The 15,864-nt window shown below is 36.5% G+C and carries 18 protein-coding genes and 1 riboswitch; all 18 genes read left to right on the plus strand.

The features are described 5' to 3' along the window. Window positions 1-24: 24 nt before the first annotated feature. The 18 genes from ILYOP_RS12000 (at window position 25) to ILYOP_RS12085 (ending at window position 15,223) form a co-directional block, all read left to right on the plus strand. A complete protein-coding gene (locus ILYOP_RS12000; RefSeq protein WP_013388764.1) occupies window positions 25-1,131 on the plus strand; it encodes an iron-containing alcohol dehydrogenase in 1,107 nt (368 codons plus the stop codon). A gap of 122 nt (window positions 1,132-1,253) precedes the next feature. Next, window positions 1,254-2,036, plus strand: a complete 783-nt coding sequence (gene pduB, locus ILYOP_RS12005) for a propanediol utilization microcompartment protein PduB (RefSeq protein ID WP_013388765.1) — start codon at window positions 1,254-1,256, stop codon at window positions 2,034-2,036. A gap of 32 nt (window positions 2,037-2,068) precedes the next feature. Then, window positions 2,069-3,733, plus strand: a complete 1,665-nt coding sequence (locus ILYOP_RS12010) for a propanediol/glycerol family dehydratase large subunit (RefSeq protein ID WP_013388766.1) — start codon at window positions 2,069-2,071, stop codon at window positions 3,731-3,733. Window positions 3,734-3,743: 10 nt separating this feature from the next. Further along, complete coding sequence (locus tag ILYOP_RS12015) at window positions 3,744-4,397, plus strand: propanediol/glycerol family dehydratase medium subunit (RefSeq protein WP_013388767.1); 654 nt, start codon at window positions 3,744-3,746, stop codon at window positions 4,395-4,397. A 38-nt stretch (window positions 4,398-4,435) separates the two neighbouring features. Continuing rightward, complete coding sequence (locus ILYOP_RS12020) at window positions 4,436-4,918, plus strand: diol dehydratase small subunit (protein WP_013388768.1); 483 nt, start codon at window positions 4,436-4,438, stop codon at window positions 4,916-4,918. Between the two features lie 23 nt (window positions 4,919-4,941). Continuing rightward, on the plus strand, window positions 4,942-6,756 hold the full coding sequence (locus ILYOP_RS12025) for a diol dehydratase reactivase subunit alpha (RefSeq protein ID WP_013388769.1): 1,815 nt from the start codon (window positions 4,942-4,944) through the stop codon (window positions 6,754-6,756). Window positions 6,757-6,758: 2 nt separating this feature from the next. Beyond that, window positions 6,759-7,109, plus strand: a complete 351-nt coding sequence (locus tag ILYOP_RS12030) for a glycerol dehydratase reactivase beta/small subunit family protein (protein ID WP_013388770.1) — start codon at window positions 6,759-6,761, stop codon at window positions 7,107-7,109. A 6-nt stretch (window positions 7,110-7,115) separates the two neighbouring features. Further along, window positions 7,116-7,685, plus strand: coding sequence for a BMC domain-containing protein (locus ILYOP_RS12035; RefSeq protein ID WP_013388771.1), 570 nt, complete (start codon window positions 7,116-7,118; stop codon window positions 7,683-7,685). A gap of 22 nt (window positions 7,686-7,707) precedes the next feature. Next, the gene (locus ILYOP_RS12040; protein WP_013388772.1) at window positions 7,708-7,986 is read left to right on the plus strand and encodes a BMC domain-containing protein; all 279 of its coding nucleotides are present in this window, start codon (window positions 7,708-7,710) and stop codon (window positions 7,984-7,986) included. An 11-nt stretch (window positions 7,987-7,997) separates the two neighbouring features. Beyond that, window positions 7,998-8,630 (plus strand): phosphate propanoyltransferase, encoded by a 633-nt coding sequence (pduL, locus tag ILYOP_RS12045; RefSeq protein ID WP_013388773.1) that lies wholly within the window; start codon window positions 7,998-8,000, stop codon window positions 8,628-8,630. A gap of 57 nt (window positions 8,631-8,687) precedes the next feature. Beyond that, window positions 8,688-9,395, plus strand: a complete 708-nt coding sequence (locus tag ILYOP_RS12050) for a flavoprotein (protein ID WP_013388774.1) — start codon at window positions 8,688-8,690, stop codon at window positions 9,393-9,395. A gap of 16 nt (window positions 9,396-9,411) precedes the next feature. Beyond that, window positions 9,412-9,678 (plus strand): EutN/CcmL family microcompartment protein, encoded by a 267-nt coding sequence (locus ILYOP_RS12055; RefSeq protein WP_013388775.1) that lies wholly within the window; start codon window positions 9,412-9,414, stop codon window positions 9,676-9,678. Between the two features lie 12 nt (window positions 9,679-9,690). After that, entirely contained in the window at window positions 9,691-10,746 is a 1,056-nt protein-coding gene (locus ILYOP_RS12060; RefSeq protein WP_013388776.1) for a cob(I)yrinic acid a,c-diamide adenosyltransferase, read from the plus strand. Between the two features lie 2 nt (window positions 10,747-10,748). After that, complete coding sequence (locus tag ILYOP_RS12065; protein WP_013388777.1) at window positions 10,749-12,167, plus strand: aldehyde dehydrogenase family protein; 1,419 nt, start codon at window positions 10,749-10,751, stop codon at window positions 12,165-12,167. Window positions 12,168-12,226: 59 nt separating this feature from the next. Then, window positions 12,227-12,787 carry a BMC domain-containing protein gene (locus ILYOP_RS12070; RefSeq protein WP_013388778.1) on the plus strand — a complete coding sequence of 187 codons (561 nt, stop codon included), beginning with the start codon at window positions 12,227-12,229 and terminating at the stop codon, window positions 12,785-12,787. A 15-nt stretch (window positions 12,788-12,802) separates the two neighbouring features. Then, window positions 12,803-13,633 (plus strand): ethanolamine utilization protein EutJ, encoded by an 831-nt coding sequence (gene eutJ, locus ILYOP_RS12075; protein WP_013388779.1) that lies wholly within the window; start codon window positions 12,803-12,805, stop codon window positions 13,631-13,633. Between the two features lie 56 nt (window positions 13,634-13,689). After that, window positions 13,690-14,508, plus strand: coding sequence for an MIP/aquaporin family protein (locus ILYOP_RS12080; protein WP_013388780.1), 819 nt, complete (start codon window positions 13,690-13,692; stop codon window positions 14,506-14,508). A 166-nt stretch (window positions 14,509-14,674) separates the two neighbouring features. After that, entirely contained in the window at window positions 14,675-15,223 is a 549-nt protein-coding gene (locus ILYOP_RS12085) for a manganese efflux pump MntP (protein ID WP_013388781.1), read from the plus strand. Window positions 15,224-15,605: 382 nt separating this feature from the next. Then, window positions 15,606-15,792, plus strand: a riboswitch (cobalamin riboswitch). Window positions 15,793-15,864: the final 72 nt, after the last annotated feature.

Genomic DNA, 15,864 nt, shown 5'->3' on the forward strand with positions numbered 1-15,864 from the left:
ATTTTGATTTTAAGGGGGATTGATATGGGAATATTTCATGTCAAAACTGAGATATACTCCGGTATAGGGGTTAGAGAAGTTTTAGAAATGGATAATCTGAAAAAGGTAATTATTATAACTGACCCTGTGATGGTTAAGCTAGGATTGGTTGAAATTGTAGAAAAGACATTGGAAGAGCTGAAAGTGAATTATGATATTTTTGATGAGGTAGAAGTCGATCCGACTCTGGAATCTGTAAAAAAAGGGTTGGAAAAGGTAATGAAGTTCGCTCCGGATAAAATGATAGCCTTGGGAGGCGGTTCAGCCATAGATTCTGCCAAATCAATATATTATTTTATGAAAAAAAGCGGAAAAGAGATACCTATAATAGCTATTCCAACAACAAGTGGGACTGGTTCTGAAGTGACATCTTATGCAGTTATAACAGACAAAAAGAAAAAGGTGAAAATACCAATCAAAGATGAAGATATGATACCGGAAAAGGCAATACTTGACCCTGTATTTACTAAAACTCTGCCAAGAGTTGTTGTGGCAGACGGAGGGATAGATGCTCTCACACATGCCATAGAATCTTACACATGCAAAAGTGCAAATTTTTATACCCAAACATTTGCATTGACTGCGATTGTTGGGATTTTTAAAAATATTTTGAAGGTATATAACAACATTGAGGATGAAGATGCAAGAGTTGAAATGGGAAAAGCTTCATGTATGGCCGGGATAGCCTTTGATAGATCAGGATTGGGAATAAATCACAGTATAGCTCATGTAATCGGAGGTAGGTTTCATAAATCTCACGGAAGATCCAACGGAGTCATTCTTCCATACGTAATAAAATTTAATTCAAGTGATAAAGAGACAGCAAAAAGATATTGGCAGATTTCTAAAAGGCTGGGTTTGCCAAGTGAGACAAAAGAACAGGGAGCAGAAAGTCTCGCTGTAGCTGTAGAGGTTTTAAATAAATGCCTTGGAATTCCAAGTTGTTTGAAAGAAATGGAGATCGGCTGGGAGGCCTATAAAAAATTGATTCCTGAAATGGCTAAAACTGCCATGGAAGATATCTGCACCGATGGAAATATTAAAAAAGTTTCTCAGGGGGATATGGAGGAAATATTCCAAAAGATTTATTAATGTTTTAAAAAAGAATCTGTTGTATTGAAATAGTCTTAAAACGACATTCAAATGACATTTTGAACTTTTATAATGTAAAAGACACTTCTAAATATAAATTAAAATAACGAGGAGGTAAATGAATGCAAGAAAATCTGGTAGAAAAAATGATGGCTGAAGTAATGGAAAAATTGGGAGGCGAACAGAAAAAAGATGAACCTGTTGTAAATACAGAGTGTCGTCTGACAGAATTTGTAGGAACTACAACTTTAGGTGACACAATAGGCCTTGTGATCGCCAATGTAGACCCTGCATTGCACGAAGCCATGGGAATAGACAAAAAATATCGTTCGATTGGAATTATGGGGGCAAGAACTGGGGCAGGACCACATATTATGGCTGCAGATGAAGCTGTAAAAGCCACCAACACAGAGGTTATATCTATAGAACTTCCTAGAGATACAAAGGGAGGAGCAGGACATGGTTCTTTGATTTTATTTGGTGCTGAAGATGTGTCTGATGCCAAAAGAGCGGTAGAAGTTGCTCTTAATGCGGTTAATGAAAAATTTGGAGACGTATATGCAAATGATGCAGGGCATATAGAACTTCAGTATACAGCTAGAGCTTCTTATGCTTGTAATAAAGCATTTAATGCACCTCTAGGAAAATCTTTTGGATTAATAGTAGGAGCTCCGGCGGCTATAGGGGTAGTTATAGCAGATACAGCCTTAAAGGCAGCCAATGTAGAAGTACTTGCTTATTCATCTCCTTCTAATGGAACTAGTCTTTCAAATGAGTCTATTTTAGCAATTTGCGGAGATTCTGGAGCAGTTAGACAAGCTGTTTTAACAGCAAAAGAGGTTGGAGTTAAGCTTCTAGAGACAATGGGAGGATCTGCACCTTCAGTAACTACACCATATATTTAAAGAGAATTTAAAATAAAAAATAGGAGGTCATAATGAAATCAAAACGTTTTGAAGTATTGGGAGATAGACCTGTAAATAAAGATGGATATATAAAGGAATGGCCAGAAAAAGGGCTGATTGCAATGGATTCTCCATTGGATCCTAAACCAAGTGTAAAAGTTGTAAATGGAAAGATAGTAGAGCTTGATGGAAAAAAAGAAGCTGACTTTGATCTTTTAGACAGTTTCATTGCTAATTATGGGATAAATATAGAAAATGCGGAAAAAGTAATGGCCATGGATTCTAGAGAAATAGCCAAAATGCTGGTAGATATCAATATTTCTAGAGATGAAGTAAAAAAAGTAACTCTATCCTTGACTCCTGCAAAGGCTGCTCAGGTAATGACACACATGACTGTTCTTGAGATGATGATGGCTGTAAATAAAATGAGAGCCAGAAGAACTCCGTCAAATCAGTGTCATGTAACAAACTTGAAGGACAATCCGGTACAGATAGCAGCAGACGCAGCAGAAGCAGCTCTAAGAGGATTCTCTGAACAGGAAACAACAGTAGGGATAGTTAGATATGCTCCTTTTAATGCTTTGGCATTACTTGTGGGAGCTCAGGTTGGAAGACCAGGAGTATTGACTCAGTGTGCCGTAGAAGAAGCTACAGAACTACTTCTAGGGATGAGAGCACTGACTAACTATGCAGAAACAGTATCGGTATATGGAACAGAACAAGTATTTATAGATGGAGATGACACTCCTTGGTCTAAGACATTCCTAGCATCAGCTTATGCCTCTAGAGGGCTTAAGATGAGATATACATCAGGAAGTGGATCTGAGGTATTGATGGGTTATGCAGAAGGATGCTCGATGCTATATCTTGAAACTCGTTGTCTTTTTGTTACAAAAGGAGCCGGGGTACAAGGAATACAAAATGGTTCTGTAAGTTGTGTAGGAGTACCTGGAGGGGTACCTGGAGGTGTCAGAGAGATTCTTGCTGAAAACCTAGTAGCTATGATGCTAGACCTTGAGTGTGCATCAAGTAATGACCAGACATTTACACACTCTGATTTAAGAAGAGTGTCTAGAAGTTTGATGCAGATGATACCAGGAACTGACTTTATATGTTCTGGATATAGTTCTACACCAAACTATGACAATATGTTTGCAGGTTCAAACTGGGATGCAGAAGATTATGATGACTGGAATATAATCCAGAGAGACTTAAAGATAGACGCAGGTCTGCACCCTGTGGACAAAGATGAAGTAATAAAGGCTAGAAATAAAGCAGCAAGAGCAATTCAGGGTATTTTTGATGCTCTTGGATTCCCTGAGGTTACTGATGAAGAGGTAGAGGCAGCTACTTATGCTCACGGAAGTAAAGATATGCCGGCAAGAGATGTTGTAACAGATCTGAAAGCAGCTCAAGAACTTATGACAAGAGGAATAACAGGTATAGACTTAGTTAAAGCCTTGAAAACAAAAGGATTTGATGATGTGGCTTCTGATCTTTTACAGGTACTTAAATTGAGAGTGTCTGGAGACCTTCTACATACATCGGCAATATTAGATGGTGACTTCAATGTAATAAGTGCGGTAAACGACAGAAATAATTACAGTGGTCCAGGAACAGGTTATCAGATATCTGATGAAAGATGGGAAAAAATTTCAAATATTCCAAATGCGATAGATCCAACAACAATTAAATAAGGAGGTAAACATGCAGTTAAATGAGCAGGCGATTCGTGGAATTATAGAAGAAGTGGTAAAAAGATATGCAAGCGGTGCAACACCTATTGAAACAACATCGAACCCGGTTTCTCAAGGAAAACTTGAGATTACAGAAGTAGGAGAAGCCACAAAAGGGATGAGCAAGGACGAAGTGGTAATAGCTGTAGCTCCTGCTTTTGCCAAGTACCAGACAGAAACAATTACTAAGATACCTCACTCAGATGTGTTGAAAGAGATGATGGCAGGAATAGAGGAAGAAGGTTTAAAGCCTAGACTGATAAGAGTTCTAAGAACTTCAGATGTATCGTTTTTGGCAAATGACGGAGCAAAACTAAGTGGATCAGGGATAGGTATAGGAATTCAGTCAAAGGGAACTACAGTAATTCACCAAAAAGACTTATTTCCACTATCAAACCTAGAACTATTTCCTCAGGCACCTCTTTTACAAAGAGAGCATTTCAGAATGATAGGTAAAAATGCAGCTAAATATGCAAAGGGTGAATCACCTAATCCGGTGCCTCAGATGAATGACCAGATGGCAAGACCTAAATATCAAGCAATAGCTGCACTTCTTCATATAAAAGAGACTGAACATGTAGTTAAAAATTCGGCTCCTGTAGAATTAAAAGTAAAATTTAAATAATAAAACAGATAAGGATGGTGAAATAATTGGAACAGCAAATGTTGGAAAAAATGATAAGAGAAGCAATCCTTTCAATGTCAGGAGAGAGTGAGAGCTGTGGTGTAAACACAGGAACTATATCTGTAAAAGATTATCCTTTGAGTAAAAATAAAGCTGATGTTTTAAAATCTTCTACTGGAAAAAGTCTTAAAGACTTTACTGTGGAAAATGTAATGAACGGAAGTATAAAACCTGAAGATATAAGAATATCTCCAGAAACTCTTGAAATGCAGGCACAGGTAGCAGAGTCAGACGGAAGAAAGGCTTTTGCACAAAATCTTAGAAGGGCCGCAGAGCTTATCGCAGTTCCTGATGACAGAATTCTAGAGATATATGACAAGTTAAGACCTTATAGATCAACTAAAGACGAACTTCTAGGAATAGCAAGTGAATTGGAGACAAAATACAATGCAAAAATAAATGCCGCACTTGTGAGAGAAGCTACAGTTCTTTATGAAAAACGAGACAGACTAAAAAGATAAGTTTTTAGCACCTGGAGGTAAAAGTGAAATTAATCGTAGGAATAGATATAGGAAATGCTACTACAGAAAGTACCCTTGCTCAGGTAGATGGAGAAAAGGTCCAAGTACTAAGTAGTGGAATAGTAAAAACTACCGGGATTAAGGGTACCAAAGAAAATATTAAGGGAGTCTTCAAATCACTTCAAAAAGCACTTGAAAACTGCGGAAAGACATTGGAAGAAGTATCTCTTATAAGAATAAATGAGGCAGCTCCTGTTATTGGTGATGTGGCCATGGAAACAATCACAGAAACCATAATAACGGAATCTACTATGATAGGTCATAACCCTTCTACTCCAGGAGGAATAGGAATAGGTGTTGGAATTTCACTTCCAATCGAAGATATAAAGAAAGACCACGTTGGAGTAGAGGTAATAGCCCTTATTAATAAGGATGTTGATTTCCAAGTGGCAGCAAGAACAATAAATAATCTTGTAAAAATGGGAGTTAATATAACAGGGGCAATTGTCCAAAAAGACGATGCAGTCCTTATAAATAACAGGCTAGATAGGAAAATACCCATTATAGATGAAGTTCTCCATATTGAGAAAGTACCTGTAAATATGAAGACGGCTATAGAGGTCTCTGAAAAAGGTAAAGTAATCTCTATGCTCTCTAATCCCTACGGGATTGCCACTTTATTTGATCTAACCCCAGAAGAAACTAAAATGATAATGCCGCTATCTAGGGCTCTTATCGGGAACAGGTCGGCTGTTGTAATAAAAACCCCTAAGGGAGATGTAAAATCTAAAATTATCCCTGCTGGGGAATTAAATATAACAGGTGAATCTAAAAAAAGATCTGTACGAGTGGACAGGGGTTCAAAAGAGATAATGAGTGCTATAAAAGCATGCCATCCTGTCAACGATATCTACGGAGAAACGGGTACCAATGCAGGTGGAATGTTAGAAAAAGTAAGAGTGGTAATGGCTCAGTTGACAGATCAAAATGTAAAAAATATTAAAATCCAGGATTTGTTAGCTGTAGATACCTTTGTTCCTCAAAAAGTAGTAGGGGGAATGGCAGGGGAATTTGCCATGGAAAATGCAATCGGAGTAGCGGCCATGGTAAAAGCTGACAAGCTTCAAATGAAAATGGTTGCTAGTAATCTTGAAGAAAAATTAGATATAGCTGTAGAAGTAGGGGGAGTAGAAGCAGAGATGGCTATAATCGGTTCTCTTACTACTCCTGGAACCACAAAACCTCTTGCAATATTGGATATGGGTGCTGGCTCAACAGACGCATCTATTATAACAAAATCCGGGGAGATATCTTCGTGTCATTTGGCAGGAGCTGGGAATATGGTAACAATGCTTATAGACAGAGAGTTGGGTCTAGGGGATTTTGACCTAGCTGAAGATATAAAAAAATATCCTCTGGCAAAGGTGGAAAGCTTATTTCATATAAGGCATGAAGACGGAAGTGTACAGTTTTTTGATACACAACTAGATCCAGGTATATTTGCAAGAATAGTAATATTGAAAGACGGAGAGATGCAACCTCTGGAAATAGATGGGAATATAGAAAAGATCAAAAACATAAGAAGAGAAGCAAAGAAAAAAGTTTTCGTAGAAAACGGAATAAGGGCCTTGGTGAGAATATCTCCTACGAGCAATATAAGAGATATTGATTATGTGGTTTTGGTAGGAGGTTCAGCACTTGATTTTGAAATTCCTCAGATGATTACTGACAGCCTTGCTCATTATGGAATAGTGGCAGGACGAGGAAATATAAGAGGAGTGGAAGGACCTAGGAATGCTGTGGCAACAGGACTATCTCTTTCATATAGGGAGGGATAATAATGGAAAATATAGCAATAAATATATATTATTCCAATTCTCTGAAGATAAATGGTGATCTGGAAGAGATACTTTTTGGAATAGAAGAAGAGGGACTGCCGTGGATTGTGACAGAGTCTGAAGAAAAAGATTCAAAAGTATTGGGAAATATAGCTTCTCAGTCATCAAAGCTTGGTGTTGGTATTGGAATAGGCATCGATGGGGTGACCCTTCATCATGATAAGTTGGAAAAATATAAACCATTGTTTACTTTTCCTTTGTCGAGTATGAAAGAAACCTTTAGAATGCTAGGGATGAACGGAGCTAGATTAATAAAAGGGGAACCTTTCGTTATCCCCAAAGGAGGGAAATAACTGAATATGGGTAACTCATTAGGATTTATTGAGGTAGTAGGAATGTTAGGGGCTATAGAGGCCTGTGATGCGGCAGTTAAATCAGCTTATGTAGAACTTGTAAGATGTGAGCTTACGAAAGGTAGCGGTTGGGTTACTATAGTTTTAAAAGGAGATGTAGCAGCTGTAAAAGCCGGAGTAGATGCGGCAGTAGCCTCTGCTGAAAGGGTTTCAAAGGTAGTTAGCTATACAGTAATAGCTAGGCCTTCTGAAGAGCTTAGGAAAATAACCCCAGACAAACCTGCCCAATCAAGAGAAAAAAAAGATGAACAATCTGAAAATAAAAATGATAAAGATGAAAAAAGAGTAACTGAAGAAAAGCCTTTGGTTGAAGCAGAAAAAAAAGAAGAAAAAATAGCTCAACCTAAGGCTTTACCAGAAAAAAAAGAGGAAAAAATAGTTCAACTGAAAACTTTACCAGAAAAAGTTGCAGTTAAAGAAACAGCCACAGCAGAAAAACAAGAAAGTAAACCTGATGAAGGAAAATCAACGGGAACAACTAGAAGACGAAGAACAACTAGAACAGCAAAAAAATAAAGAAAATTGAGGAGGAAAATCAATGGGAAATGCGTTAGGATTAATTGAAACTAAAGGACTTGTAGGAGCGATAGAGGCGGCAGATGCTATGACAAAATCTGCAAATGTTGAATTAGTAGGATATGAAAAAATAGGTTCTGGTCTCATAACTGTAATGGTAAGAGGAGATGTAGGAGCAGTAAAAGCAGCAGTAGACGCTGGAGCCGCAGCAGCAGAAAGACTAGGAAGCGTTCAGGCTGCTCATGTAATCCCTAGACCTCATACAGATACAGAAAAATTACTAGAAAAGTTAGAAAAGTAATGGTGATTTAAATGAAGCCGTGTAAAAAGACATTGGAGCTTGTATTAAAGGAGGTTCTTTCTGATATTATTTCTGATGAAGTAGTCGTTGGAGTATCAAATAGACACCTGCATATTTCCCAAAATGATCTTGAAAAAATTTTTGGGCCAGATTACAAGCTAACCAAAATGAAAGAGTTGCGACAGCCAGGGCATTATGCAGCAAATGAAACGGTAACTATTATTGGACCAAAAGGAAAGATGGATAAGATCAGAATTTTAGGTCCAGTAAGAAAAGAAACTCAGGTTGAGATATCCATGTCTGATGCTTTTAAACTTGGAATAAAAGCTCCTGTGAAAGAGTCAGGTAAGTTAGAAGGAACACCTGGTCTAACAATAGTAGGGCCTAAAGGTACTCTGAAAACAGATAAAGGCGTGATAGTGGCAGGGAGACATATACACATGCCCAAATTTATTGCCGATATTAAAGGCTATAAAGATGGAGATATGGTATCTGTGGAAACTTCTGGAGAAAGAAAAGCGTTATTTCATAATGTTTTGATAAGAGTGGGATCTAATGTAGTGAAAGAGATTCACTTGGATATGGATGAAGCAAATGCTTCAGGCGCATCAAATGGTGATTTTGTAAAAATAATAAGGGATTAAAAAAATGGAAAGGAGTTCTTGGGCTCCTTTCTCTTTAAGCCCTGTAAGGGGTGAGATATGGAATTTGACCTATTGATAGATCATATAGTCAAAGAAGTCATTGAAAAATTAAAAACTCAAAATCCAGTAATGGAATTGAAAAAAAAGAGATGTCTTGTAATAGTTAATGGAGGAACCGCAGGTCTAGAACAAGTCCTTTTGCAGCTAAAGGAAATCTCGTCCAATTATGAATTGCAGATTATGTTTTCTGAGTCGGGAAAAGAAATAATCGGAGAAGACAGATTTTCTCAATATGAGACAAAGGATCCTTCTTTAATGGAAGTTTCTTCTTTTATTAAAGATATTGATATGATTTTACTCCCTTTGCTTACTAAAAATACATGTGCTAAAGTTGCTGTGGGAATAAGGGATAATGCTGTCACTTATCTTATTTCTAAAGGGATAACCTCTGGAAAAAAGATTGTAGCAGTAAATGATTCCTGCACTGCAGAAGGAGGCACAGTTTATGCAGATCAGATCAATCTTAATATAAAAAAGCTCAAGAGTTACGGTATTACATTTGTAAAAAGTACTAAACTGTCTAATTATATATTAAGAGAAGAAAAAAATAAAAATACCTGTCTCAGAGAGAAAAAAATTATAACTTTGAAAGACTTGTTTAACGTGAAAAACTGCAAAATTTTATTGTCAAAGGACACTATAGTCACAGCTCTTGCAGAAGAAAAAGCCAGAGAAAATAAGGTGAGCTTCGAAATAGAGGAATAACAGGGAGTTGATAGGAATGTTTTTAGCTAAAGTAGTAGGAAAGGTAGTGGCCACAACTAAAAACGAAGGGTTGAACGGGAAGAAAATTCTGATAGTTGCCCCTATAGATATGGACGGGAATATCTCCGGAAATGAATTTGTGAGCATAGACAGTGTCGGGGCCGGAATCGGAGACCAGATATTGGTAACAAAAGGAAGTGTTTCTACATATGCTTTTGACAATAAGAACATTCCTGTGGATTCTGCAATTGTAGCTATTATTGACGTAATAGAGAAAAATTAGGTGGTGATAGGAGTGGGAGAAGTCTACACCAATTTGGTAAGTGTTTACACTAAAAAGGGAGATTCTGGTGATACGGGACTTTACGGAGGGTCAAGAGTCTCTAAAACAGATATAAAAGTAGATACCTATGGGAGTATAGATGAGGCCAGTTCTTTTATAGGAGTTGCAAGAGCATTAATAAAAGATGAAAAGATAAAAACAACTCTGTATAAAATTCAGGAAAAATTTATCATAATAGGCGGATATCTGTCTAGTGACAGAAATGGAGTTTTAAAATTAAAGGAAAAGATTTCTGATGATGACGTAATTAAACTAGAAAAAGAAATAGACTACTTTTCAAAAGATCTTCTTCCCCTTAAAAACTTTATAATTCCAGGGGAAAATATTCAGTCTTCTTCTCTACATGTTGCAAGAACTGTGGTACGTAGAAGTGAAAGAAAGATTGTTCAATTAAAAGAGAGAAGAGATGTTCCGAGAGAGATTTTAAAATATATTAACAGGACTTCAGACCTTTTATTTATTCTAGCTAGAGTAACAGAAGGCCAGGAGGCTATAAGTTATATATCAAAAGATATCATGGAAAGAATGGAAAAACCTGAATCTGAAAATAGATTAATAACTGGAAAAACAAGTTGGAAAGGAAGGGATATGGAAAGTAAAAATATGCTTAGTTTAGAGGATGCCAAAGAAATAGTATATGCAGGGGAAAAAAAAGCTGCTGAACTTGGTAAGGATTTTGTTTTTGCAGTTGTAAATTCAGAGGGGAATTTAATACTGGAAGAAAAAATGGACAACGCCATTTTGGCAAGTACAGATATCGCTCTTAAAAAAGCCTATACATCTGCTGCCCTAAAGATGCCTACCTCTGAACTTGCAGATTTGGTTAAGCCTGGGGCATCTCTTTACGGTCTTCATTCAGACTCTAAATATGTGGTATTCGGAGGCGGATACCCACTGGAATTAAAAGGAGAAGTGGTAGGAGCAGTAGGGGTTAGTGGTGGTACGGTAGAAGAGGATATGACCATTGTGGATGCATGTGTTGAATCCTTTATAAAACGGGAGGACTAATTATGAATTTGGATGCAAATAATCTAAATAATATTGTTTCTTTGATCATGAAGGAACTGGACAAGAATAATAATATAGACGACACCGGTCAGGGTTGCGGTGGAGAAGAGGGTAAAAACGGTATATTTTCTTCTATGGATACAGCAGTCTCTAAGGCTAAGGAGGCTCAAGTAACTCTGTTTGCGTCTAAGCTTGAGCTTAGAGAGAGAATAATAAAGGCCATTAGAGAAGATGTCAGAGAGGCAGCGGCTGAACTCGCTGAGATCGCAGTAGAAGAAACAGGTATGGGAAGAGTAGATGATAAGACTCTGAAACATTATGTTACTGTGGATAAAACTCCAGGTGTGGAGGATTTGAGAGCCTTTGCCTATAGTGGGGATAACGGACTGACAGTTATGGAATTGTCTCCATATGGAGTAATAGGATCGATAACTCCATCTACAAATCCAAGTGAAACTATTGTATGCAACGCTATAGGTATGATTGCTGCAGGAAATTCAGTGGTATTTGCACCTCATCCTGGTGCAAAAAAGACTTCTCTTAGAGCAGTGGAAATCCTAAATAAAGCAGTGGCAAGGGCTGGAGGTCCTAATAATCTTGTGGTAACAATTTTTGAACCTAGTATAGAAAATACCAATAAAATGGTCAAAAATCCAGATATAAAAATGGTAGTAGCCACAGGAGGACCAGGGGTTGTAAAAAGTGTCATGTCTTCTGGAAAGAAAGCTATAGGGGCAGGAGCAGGTAATCCACCTGTATTAGTAGATGAAACTGCAGATATAGAGAAGGCGGCTAAGGATATTGTAAATGGATGCAGTTTTGATAATAATTTGCCGTGTATAACTGAAAAAGAGGTTGTGGCAGTAGATTCAATAACAGATTATCTTATATTTGAGATGCAGAAAAACGGAGCATATTTGGTACAAGACAGTAAAACAATAAAAAAATTATGTGAGATGGTTATAAATGATGGATCACCAAACAGAGCTTACGTAGGTAAAAATGCTTCATACATTCTTAAGGATTTGGGAATAGACGTTGGTGATGAAATAAAAGTAATTATTGTAGAGACTGATGCAGGGCATCCACTTGCTGTCTTAGAAATGCTTATGCCGGTTTTACCAATAGTAAGGGTAAAAGATGCTCTAGAAGGTATAAAAGTATGCAAAAAACTTGAAGACGGACTTAGGCATACTGCCATGATTCACTCAAAAAACATAGACATTCTGACAAAATATGCAAGGGATATGGAAACAACGATATTAGTAAAAAATGGACCTTCATATTCAGGAATTGGAGTAGGCGGAGAAGGGTACACTACCTTTACCATAGCGGGGCCTACTGGAGAGGGATTAACATCTGCCAAAAGTTTTGCCAGAAACAGAAGGTGTGCATTGGTAGGAGGCTTATCAATAAAATAAAAAAAATTATAAATCAATTTTATGTGCATTGAATTTATTTGAATCTGGAGGAGGTTAATTTGAAAAAAAATCTTATCTTATTGGAATTTAGAAATATAAGCTCAGCCTTTTTCATTTTGAATGAGATCACAAAAAATTTTAATGTGAATGTTGAAGAATCAAGATTGATTTGCCCTGGGAAATATCTGCTTATATTTAGCGGTTCCCAGGGAGACATTGACAATGTCAGAAGGAATGTGGAAGAAATAAGAAATCAAAAGGGTAAATATAAACATATTATTGTAAAAACAATAAGTGGTATCAGCGGTGACCTCTTAGGGAAGTTAAATAAAATTATTCAATATCCCGAGTATGTCAGAAGCCTGGGTATAGTTGAGTTTAGCAATACTGCAGAAGCAATAAAAACTGCTGACATTATAGAGGATATGAGTCCTGTAGTCATACTGACAATAAAGATCGGGATTGGAATGTGTGCTAAAGGAGTAATAATTTTTGAAGGGGATACATCAGCTGTTACTGAGATTATATCCAAGATAGAAAATGAGAATTTAGAGGGGATGATTTCATCTGATATTGTAAATTCTCCTAGCAAAATTTTATTGGATAATTTCCGTTTCTAAATGGAGAGTATGAGTATGAATATAAAAGAGGCTAATGCATATATAAAAAAATTTGATGAGAAAATTCAAAAACCAAGTATTATTTCTCCTGATACAGAATTTTATGTAGGAGTGGACTTAGGGACGGCTAACATCGTTATAAGTGTCGTGGATAAAAATGGAGAGCCTCTAGGGGGAGCAACTTACCCGTCTTCAGTGGTTAAGGATGGAATCGTTGTTGACTTTATAGGGGCAATTAAAATCGTAAGGGATTTAAAAGGAAAAGTAGAAAAAGATCTGGGAATAGAAATCACCGAAGGATTCACGGCTATACCTCCAGGAGTAGAAGTTGGGAGCGTCAAGGCCATATCTAATGTCATAGAGTCGGCAGAAATAGATGTGGTAAGAGTAATAGATGAGCCTACAGCTGCAGCTAAAACACTGAAAATAACCGACGGAGCGGTTGTGGATGTGGGAGGAGGTACAACTGGAATAAGTATATTGAAAGACGGCAAGGTGATTTTTGTGGCTGATGAACCTACTGGAGGTACTCATATGTCACTTGTTCTTGCAGGAAATTACGGAATAACATTTGATGAAGCGGAAGAGCTAAAAAAAGATAAGAGTAAAGAAAATGAAATTTTTACCACTGTAAAGCCAGTAGTGGAAAAAATGGCTGCAATTGTAAAGAAATTTTTATCTGGTTATGATGTAGATACTATTTATTTAGTCGGAGGAGCTTGTACTTTTAAAGGTTTTGATTCTGTATTTGAAAAAGAGCTTGGAAAAAAGATCGTAAAAACATATAAACCCCTTTTGGTAACTCCTTTGGGGATAGCTCTTACAGAGGTACAGGGAAAAGCATAAAGGGTTAATCTGTATATTTTGATCAAATAGTTTCTTGAAAAATTAGGAGGAAAAAAATGAAAAGAGAAAATTTATTTGGAGAATGTATTGCTGAGTTTTTAGGTACAGGTCTTCTCATCTTCTTTGGTGCTGGATGTGTGTCGTCTCTAGTACTCTCGGGTGCCCAGATGGGATTGTGGGAGATAAGTATCGTCTGGGGATTTGGAGTTTCAATGGCAATCTACATAACTGGTGGAGTTTCTGGGGCGCATATAAATCCTGCAGTTACCATCGCTCTTGCAACATTTAAAGGTTTTGACAAGAAGAAGGTAATTCCATATATAATATCTCAGATAGTAGGAGCATTTTCAGCATCTGGTTTGGTATACTTTCTCTATAGAAACCTATTTATAGCATTTGATAAGAATAACGGAATAGTAAGAGGTTCAGTTGAAAGTCTGTCAACAGCGGGGATTTTTACAACATATCCCAATCCAGCAATAAACAACATGCAGGCATTTATAGTGGAAATCATAATAACAGCAGTACTTATGATGACAATATTAGCAGTTACTGATGACAAAAATGGAGCTCCCAAAGGACATATGTCAGCGCTACTTATAGGAATAGTTATTGCAGTTATAGGAGGTTCTTTTGGTACACTTACCGGGTTTGCTATGAATCCAGCAAGAGACTTTGGTCCAAAGTTATTTCTTTTTGTTTCAGGGTGGGGAAATGTAGCATTAACCGGTGGACTCTCAAATCCTTATTTCTGGGTTCCTATTTTAGGCCCTATATGCGGAGCCTTGGGTGGTACTGTCATTTATGACAAAATGATAGGAGCTAACATCCCCGTTGAAGAAGAGGAAGAGGTAAATGAGTTGGCGGTGGATTAAAAAATAAAGGTTATATTAAACAGTATTCATAAAAATATTTTTAAACCTCTTGGTTAAGGTGGGATGCTACTCTTACTGAGAGGTTTTTTTCTAGAAAAATAGCTTAATTTGAAGATTGAAGTTTTTTAGATCAAGAAAATATATTTTTTTAAAGGAGGAAGGTCTTATGAAATTAATTTATTTACCCTTTATATTTATAAGCCTTACTCTAGATGTTTTTACAGCTTCGTTAACAAAGGGATTTACCATTGAAAAATTAAAGTTTACAGATATTTTTAAAACCATTACTGTATTTGGAGTATTTCAGGTTTTGATGTTTTTTATAGGGTTTAAAAGCAGAGTTTTATTTTTAGGAAAGACCAGTGCTTTTATTCACTTTTCTCTGTTTTTCATTCTTGTATTTTTAGGAGGGAAAATGGTTTTTGAATCTTACAAAGAGTATAAGAACAAAAAAACATTAGAAACCAAGTCTGAGTTTAATCTTATTTTGCTCAGTCTTGCAACGAGTATAGATGCCTTGGTAATAGGAGCCTCTGTATCTTTGAAACTTAGTGTTGAAATCTTTGTTATTACCGCTATGATAGGCGTATTTACTTCTATGGCTTCTCTACTAGGGATTTATTTGGGATATAAAACGACTTATTTTGCAAACTATCCAATGAATTTTGCTGGCGGATTTATACTTATATTTATAGGGGTGAAGAGTTTATTCTGATTTAAATAGTTATTTTAAAGTTTAGATTGTAAAAAAAAGCAGACCAAGCTTTAAAGCTTGGTCTGCTTTTTAAATGAGGGAGAAAATTATGAAGGTGAGAATTGTCGAATACAAATTCTCGATTTGCCACTTCATAAATTTAGTCGTCTAAGATCTATAAAAAGTTTAAATTTTTTTTTAAATTTTAAAAACCTCACTACCAACTACAAAGTCCGATAATTTATAAGTATTATATTTTTTTTAAAATAACAAAAACAATAAAATATAATAATAGAGATATAAAAAATAAATATTGATACACTGATTTTTTTATGTAAAACTGATTAAAATATTAAATAGTTGTTGAAAAATACTACAAAAAGATTTATAATGAACAGGTAATATTATATAAAACGATTAAGGTTTTGGAACAATTCCAAATTAAAAGGGAAGAAGAGTGAAAATCTCTCGCGGTCCCGCCACTGTAAAGCTGACTAAGGTATGTTTGCCACTGGAAAATATTTTCTGGGAAGGGTGTACCTTATAGGATGAAGCTGAGCCAGGAGACCTGCCTTGATCTTAGAGATGTACTAGCCTGCGAGGACAGGGAGGCATAGCTTGATTTGAGGCAGAAAAACATTCTGATCAGACTGAGATATTCC

Source organism: Ilyobacter polytropus DSM 2926, assembly GCF_000165505.1.
In the GTDB taxonomy this organism is placed as follows: Bacteria; Fusobacteriota; Fusobacteriia; order Fusobacteriales; family Fusobacteriaceae; genus Ilyobacter; species Ilyobacter polytropus.